This window comes from Stenotrophomonas sp. P5_A9 (assembly GCF_056400525.1).
Window position 1 is genome coordinate 39,520 of the sequence record NZ_JBFULC010000033.1, and the last position, 6,129, is coordinate 45,648.

Genomic DNA, 6,129 nt, shown 5'->3' on the forward strand with positions numbered 1-6,129 from the left:
ATTTCGGGGGTATGAAACCGGTAGAGGCATGGGCCAGCACCTGCGTCGTTTTCAGACTGCCGATTCAGCACGCCACCGCCGCGAACATTATGCTCAGGCGAGTGAAGGTGATGTTAACGGTCACGTAACATGTGAAGACGACGGCCAGACCTCTACCGGTCCAGCTGGTGGCACCCTATACAGGTTGATGAAATTCCGCAAGACCCAGCAATGACAAGGGTTTCGGCTTTTTTGCCTGCATTTCCGCTGTGCAATGCCGTATTCCAGCGTTAACGCGTCCTTACGGGTGATTCAGCGCAGTAACAGCTTTGTCAGCAGCCGTATGATGACGAACAAGCCAGCGCTGGAGCCGCCATGAACGCTGTGGGTTTGACCCGTTACCTGCCGATCGACGATCCCGACGCACTACTTGACCTGAACGTTGCGCAACCCGGCCCGCCCACAGGCGCGGATCTGCTGGTGCGCGTGCAGGCCGTTTCCGTCAATCCGGTGGACACCAAGCAACGTGCACCGCGCGCGCAGCAGGAAGATCCGCCGCGCATCCTTGGCTATGACGCGGCGGGCATCGTCGATGCGGTGGGGCCGGAGGTCACCGCGTTCGCGCCGGGCGATGAGGTCTATTACGCCGGCGATGTCACCCGACCGGGCTGCAATGCGCAATGGCAGTGCGTGGATGAGCGGCTGGTCGGGCGCAAACCGGCCACGCTTGATTTCGCCGACGCGGCGGCGCTGCCGCTGACCGTACTGACGGCGTGGGAACTGCTCTTCCAGCGCATGCCATTACAGTTCGATGACCGTCGACATGCCGGCCAGGTGATGCTGATCATCGGCGGCGCCGGTGGTGTCGGCTCGATCGCGATCCAGTTGGCCCGGCATGCCGGTTTCACCGTGGTGGCCACCGCCTCGCGCCCGGCATCGGCGGACTGGTGCCGGCAGATGGGCGCCGCGCACGTCATTGATCATCGCCAGCCGCTGCCGCCGCAACTGCAGGCGCTGGGCATGGAACAGGTGCAGGTCGCGCTCAACCTCGCCGACACCGATCATTACTGGGATGTAGTGGGTGAACTGCTGGCGCCGCAGGGACATGTGGGCCTGGTGGTGGAGCCGCGCGGCGCGCTGCGCATCGGCGATCCGTACAAGGCCAAGTGCATCGGCATCCACTGGGAATTCATGTTCGCGCGGGCCAAGTTCCGCACCGAGGACAGGATCGAACAGCACCGCATCCTCAACCGCGTTGCCAGCCTGGTCGATGCCGGCGAACTGCGCAGCACGCGCAGCGCGCATCTGGGTGCGATCAACGCGGCCAACCTGCGCCAGGCACATCGCCAATTGGAGAGCGGCAGCGTGATCGGCAAGCTGGTACTCGCCGGTTGGGAATGACGGTGTCGGCGCATATTGGCGCCCAACTGTATCTGTCTGCCCGCAACGGGGCGGCCTACAGTCAAGGCCCCCTTCGGTGAAACGGCCATGCCCACGTCCCTGCCCCTGCGTCTGCTGCAACTGCTGATCGGCCTGTTCCTGTACGGGATGGGCGCGGCGGTGATGATTCGTGCGGCGATCGGGGTGGCGCCGTGGGATGTGCTGTCACAGGGCATCGCGCTGCAGACCCCGCTGTCCTTCGGCGTGGCCACCAACGTGATCGGTGCGCTGGTGCTGCTGCTGTGGTGGCCGATCCGGCAGAAGCCTGGCCTGGGCACGGTGCTCAACGTGATGCTGATCGGGCCAAGCGCGCAGTTCGGGTTGTGGTTGCTGCCGGAGGTGCAGGGCCTTGCCTGGCAGGTGCCGATGTTCGGGTGCGGCCTGCTGCTCGTCGCGCTGGCGACCGGCCTGTACATCGGCGCGCGCTTCGGCCCCGGCCCGCGCGACGGGCTGATGACCGGCCTGCACGCCCGCACCGGCTGGCCGATCTGGATCGTGCGCAGCCTGATCGAAGGCACCGTGCTGGTCATCGGCTGGCAGTTGGGCGGCAACGTCGGCGTCGGCACCCTCGCCTTCGCATTGCTGATCGGCCCACTGTGCGGCGTGACGCTGCCGCTGTTCGGGATCCACAAGCCTGCCCCGGCGGCAGCCACCCCGTAACCGCATCTGGCCCGGTGGTGCCGGCCGTTGGCCGGGTCCTCGACCTCCAACGGTGGCCAACGGCCGGCACTACCTGTGCACGTGCCAACCAACGGTAGTCACCCACGCGATCCACCTGGAAAGGCGCCCCCTGCGTCAGAGGGAGGCGCCGAAGGCGCGGGGGTCTGGGTGGTGGTGAGACGGGGCTCGCGGTTTGCGCAGCAAAGCGGGGCGCGACAGCGCGAAGGGGGCCGCGAAAGGCCCTTGCTTGTGGGGGCCTTTCGCGGCACCCTTCACGCTTCCGTACGCAAGCGTATCGACATGTCGCCAGCCGCCGAATCCTCCGCCTATCCCCATCTGTTCACTCCGCTGGACCTTGGCTTCACCCAGCTGCGCAACCGCATCCTGATGGGGTCGATGCACACCGGCCTGGAAGACCGCGCGCGTGATTTCCCGCGCCTGGCCGCGTACTTCGCCGAGCGTGCCGCCGGCGGCGTGGGGCTGATCGTCACCGGTGGCTTCGCACCGAACGTGGTCGGCTGGCTCAAGCCGTTCGGCGGCAAGCTGTCCTGGCCGTGGGAAGTGCGTCCGCACCGCCAGGTGACCGCTGCGGTGCACGACAACGGCGGCAAGATCTGCCTGCAGCTGCTGCACGCCGGGCGCTACGCCTACCACCCCCTCTCGGTGGCCCCCAGCAAGCTGAAGGCGCCGATCAACCCGTTCACCCCGCGTGCGCTGTCCTCGCGCGGGGTGGAGCGTCACATCGCCGATTACGCGCGCAGCGCGCGGCTGGCGCGCGAGGCCGGCTACGACGGCGTTGAAGTGATGGGCTCGGAAGGCTATCTGATCAACGAATTCATCGCCCCGCGCACCAACACGCGCGCTGACCGCTGGGGCGGCGACGCCAGCCAGCGCATGCGCTTCGCCGTCGAGATCGTGCGCCGCATCCGCGAGGCCTGCGGCCCGGACTTCATCATCATCTACCGGCTGTCGCTGGTGGACCTGGTCGAGGACGGCAGCAACTGGGACGAGATCGTGCAGCAGGCCAAGGCGATCGAAGCCGCCGGCGCCACATTGATCAATTCCGGCATCGGCTGGCACGAAGCGCGCATCCCCACCATCGCCACGTCGGTGCCGCGCGCGGCCTTTGCCGGTGTGACCGCCAAGCTCAAGCCGCACGTGCAGGTGCCGGTGATCGCCACCAACCGCATCAACATGCCCGAGGTGGCCGAGCGCATCCTGGCGGGCGGCGGCGCGGACATGGTGTCGCTGGCGCGACCGCTGCTGGCCGACCCGGAATGGGCCAACAAGGCGCGCGCCGGCCGCCCGGACGCGATCAACACCTGCATCGCCTGCAACCAGGCCTGCCTGGACCATGTGTTCGAGAACAAGACCGCCAGCTGCCTGGTCAATCCGCGCGCCGTGCACGAGACCGAGCTGGTCTACCGCCCGGTGACCACGTCCAAGCGCGTGGCGGTGGTCGGCGCCGGCCCGGCCGGGCTGGCCTGCGCCACCGTGGCCGCCGAGCGCGGTCATGCGGTCACCCTGTTCGATGCCGGCACCGAGATCGGCGGTCAGTTCAACGTGGCCAAGCGCATTCCGGGCAAGGAAGAATTCCACGAGACCCTGCGTTACTTCCGCCACAAGCTCGACGAGACCGGCGTGGCCGTGAAGCTTGAAACGGTCGCCGACGTGGCCCTGCTCGCCGGCTTCGACGAGGTGGTGGTCGCCACCGGGATCACCCCGCGCCGGGTCGACTTCCCCGGCGCCGACCACCCCAAGGTGATCAACTACCTGGACGTGCTGCTCGGCCGGGTCGAGGCCGGGGCGCAGGTGGCGATCATCGGCGCTGGCGGCATTGGCTTCGATGTCGGCGAGTTCCTGGTCCATGACGGCCCGTCCAGCGCACTGGACCCGGCCCGCTGGATGGCCGAATGGGGCGTGGATGCGACCTTCGAAGGTCGCGGCGCACTGGCCAAGGCCGTCCCCGAAGCGCCCGCGCGCAAGGTCTGGCTGTTGCAGCGCAGCCCAGGCAAACCCGGCGCGCGGCTGGGCAAGACCACCGGCTGGATCCATCGCGCCACGCTCAAGGCCAAGGGCGTGAAAATGCTCGGCGGCGTGGAATACCTGGGCGTGGACGACGCCGGCCTGCACGTCCGCATCGAAGGCCAGGAACAGACGCTGCCGGTCGATCATGTGGTGGTCTGCGCCGGCCAGGAACCGCGCCGCGATCTGCATGCCGCATTGCTGGCCGCCGGCATCAACGCACACCTGATCGGCGGCGCGGATGTGGCTGCCGAACTGGACGCCAAGCGCGCCATCCACCAGGGCAGCCACCTCGCGGCCGGGCTCTGAACACGGTCAATCGCGACCTGAATAGGGGCCCGTGAGCGCAATTCGGGCCCCGCTTCGAACCTGAATGTCAAGCCGCTGAGTTCAGGATGCATTGGGAAATGGCCCCCTATCGTGCGCCAACTTTCCCGCTCACCACCCAGTTCGAGTGAGCGCGCGGACCCCACGTCTTGTTCGGGTCCGCTCCCGGGCGGCCCCGATGGCCGCCTCCCCATGACGCCAAGTCGTACCCTCGCCCCGTCCGCATGATCGGATGGACAGCCAGGTGCGGCCCACACGGAGCAAGGAGATTTATGAAACTGGCCTGGATTCTCTGGCTGTCACAGTTGTTGCCGCAGCCTGCCGCCGATTCGTTGTGCCTGAGCACGACCGTCTACCTCGAAGCGCGTGACCAGACCCTGCGCGGCCAGCAAGCCGTCGCGGAGGTGGCCCTGCGCCGCCTGGACAGCGGGCTGTGGGGCGACTCGATGTGCAAGGTGGTCACCGCGCGCAAGCAGTTCGCCCCGACCATCGTCGCCCCCGGCACCCAGCTGGGCAACGCCGACGCCTGGCAGGAAGCGATGACCGTGGCCTTCGATGCCGAGCGCAATTGGGCCCTGCCGGTCGGTGAGCGCAAGGAGATCGTGCCCGGGGCGAGCCACTTCGCCGCACTGTCGATCGCCAACCCGAGCTGGCGCAACGCCTACCAGGTGGCCACGATCGGCGACCACACCTTCTACCGCGTGCAGAAACTCAAGCCGCGCGCGTCGTAACGGTCTGTTACGGCCATACCGTTGAGGATGCGGGTCCTGCTCTGGAATAGTGAGCGGCTGACCCATCACCCCCAACGGAGTTCCCATGAAGCTGTACAGCAAGCCCGGTGCCTGCTCCACCGCCGACCACATCGCCCTGCAGTGGACCGGCCAGCCGTTCGAGGTGGAACTGCTCGACAAGGACACCCTGAAGGCGCCGGCGTTCCTGAAGATCAATCCGGTCGGCTCGGTGCCGGCGGTGGTCGATGGCGACTTCACGCTCACCCAGAACGCGGCGATCATGGGCTACATCGCCGACACCTACCCGCAGGCCGGCCTGGCCGGTGACGGCAGCGCCCAGCAGCGCGCAGAAGCCACCCGCTGGCTGTCCTTCGTCAATTCGGACCTGCACCCGGCGTTCAAGCCGCTGTTCGGGCCGGGCAACTTCATCGGCGATGAAGGCCAGTACGACGCGGTCCGCGCCATCGCGCTCAAGCGCCTGCGTGGCCTGTTCGAACGCGCCGACCAGCAGCTGGAAGGTCGCCAGTGGCTGGCCGGCTTCCGCAGCTTCGCCGATCCTTACTTCTACATCACCCTGCGCTGGGCGGCTGGCGCCAAGGTCGACCTGAGCGGCCTGGACAACGTGGCCGCGTTCAAGCAGCGCATGGAGGCCGATCCGGGCGTGCAGGCGACGCTGCAGGCCGAAGGACTGCGCTGAGCCCGGCGTGATGGTGCCTATTGACCCGTCCTGCCATAGGTTGACACCTGTGGCGGATGATTCAGCCGCCGTCAGGCGGCCAAGGACGCCCGATGGACTGCATCGGGCGTCTGCATTTTAAGGGACAGGTGCGGTCGCTCGGCGTTATAGATCGCCACCGACTCGGCCACCATCTGCCGTGCCTGCGCCAGGTCCCGAGGGCGATGCAGCAGGAATTCGCCTTTCAAGATCCCATTTACCCGTTCTGCCAGCGCATTCTGGTAGCAATCG

The 6,129-nt window shown here is 67.3% G+C and carries 6 protein-coding genes; 5 read left to right on the forward strand and 1 reads right to left on the reverse strand.

Annotation, left to right across the window (positions count from 1 at the left end):
- Nucleotides 1–354 precede the first annotated feature (354 nt).
- From AC1DR7_RS12185 to AC1DR7_RS12205, 5 genes are all read left to right on the forward strand, one after another.
- Complete coding sequence (locus tag AC1DR7_RS12185) at nt 355–1,380, forward strand: zinc-binding alcohol dehydrogenase family protein (protein ID WP_256776245.1); 1,026 nt, start codon at nt 355–357, stop codon at nt 1,378–1,380.
- Between the two features lie 87 nt (nt 1,381–1,467).
- Entirely contained in the window at nt 1,468–2,079 is a 612-nt protein-coding gene (yczE, locus tag AC1DR7_RS12190; protein ID WP_478052186.1) for a membrane protein YczE, read from the forward strand.
- Between the two features lie 300 nt (nt 2,080–2,379).
- Nucleotides 2,380–4,413, forward strand: a complete 2,034-nt coding sequence (locus AC1DR7_RS12195; RefSeq protein WP_457321260.1) for an oxidoreductase — start codon at nt 2,380–2,382, stop codon at nt 4,411–4,413.
- Between the two features lie 290 nt (nt 4,414–4,703).
- Nucleotides 4,704–5,162 carry a cell wall hydrolase gene (locus tag AC1DR7_RS12200; protein WP_256776242.1) on the forward strand — a complete coding sequence of 153 codons (459 nt, stop codon included), beginning with the start codon at nt 4,704–4,706 and terminating at the stop codon, nt 5,160–5,162.
- 85 nt (nt 5,163–5,247) lie between these two features.
- A complete protein-coding gene (locus tag AC1DR7_RS12205) occupies nt 5,248–5,859 on the forward strand; it encodes a glutathione S-transferase family protein (protein ID WP_256776241.1) in 612 nt (203 codons plus the stop codon).
- 71 nt (nt 5,860–5,930) lie between these two features.
- On the opposite strand, the gene AC1DR7_RS12210 is transcribed toward AC1DR7_RS12205, so the two are convergent.
- Nucleotides 5,931–6,129: integrase core domain-containing protein (locus AC1DR7_RS12210; RefSeq protein ID WP_457321383.1), on the reverse strand; the 199-nt coding region annotated here is incomplete at its 5' end.

Excerpts from the sequence above, each read along its gene's own strand:
- AC1DR7_RS12205 (WP_256776241.1), top strand. The coding sequence starts at position 5,248 with ATGAAGCTGTACAGCAAGCCCGGTGCCTGCTCCACCGCCGACCACATC.
- yczE (WP_478052186.1), top strand. The coding sequence starts at position 1,468 with ATGCCCACGTCCCTGCCCCTGCGTCTGCTGCAACTGCTGATCGGCCTG.
- AC1DR7_RS12195 (WP_457321260.1), top strand. The coding sequence starts at position 2,380 with ATGTCGCCAGCCGCCGAATCCTCCGCCTATCCCCATCTGTTCACTCCG.
- AC1DR7_RS12185 (WP_256776245.1), top strand. The coding sequence starts at position 355 with ATGAACGCTGTGGGTTTGACCCGTTACCTGCCGATCGACGATCCCGAC.
- AC1DR7_RS12200 (WP_256776242.1), top strand. The coding sequence starts at position 4,704 with ATGAAACTGGCCTGGATTCTCTGGCTGTCACAGTTGTTGCCGCAGCCT.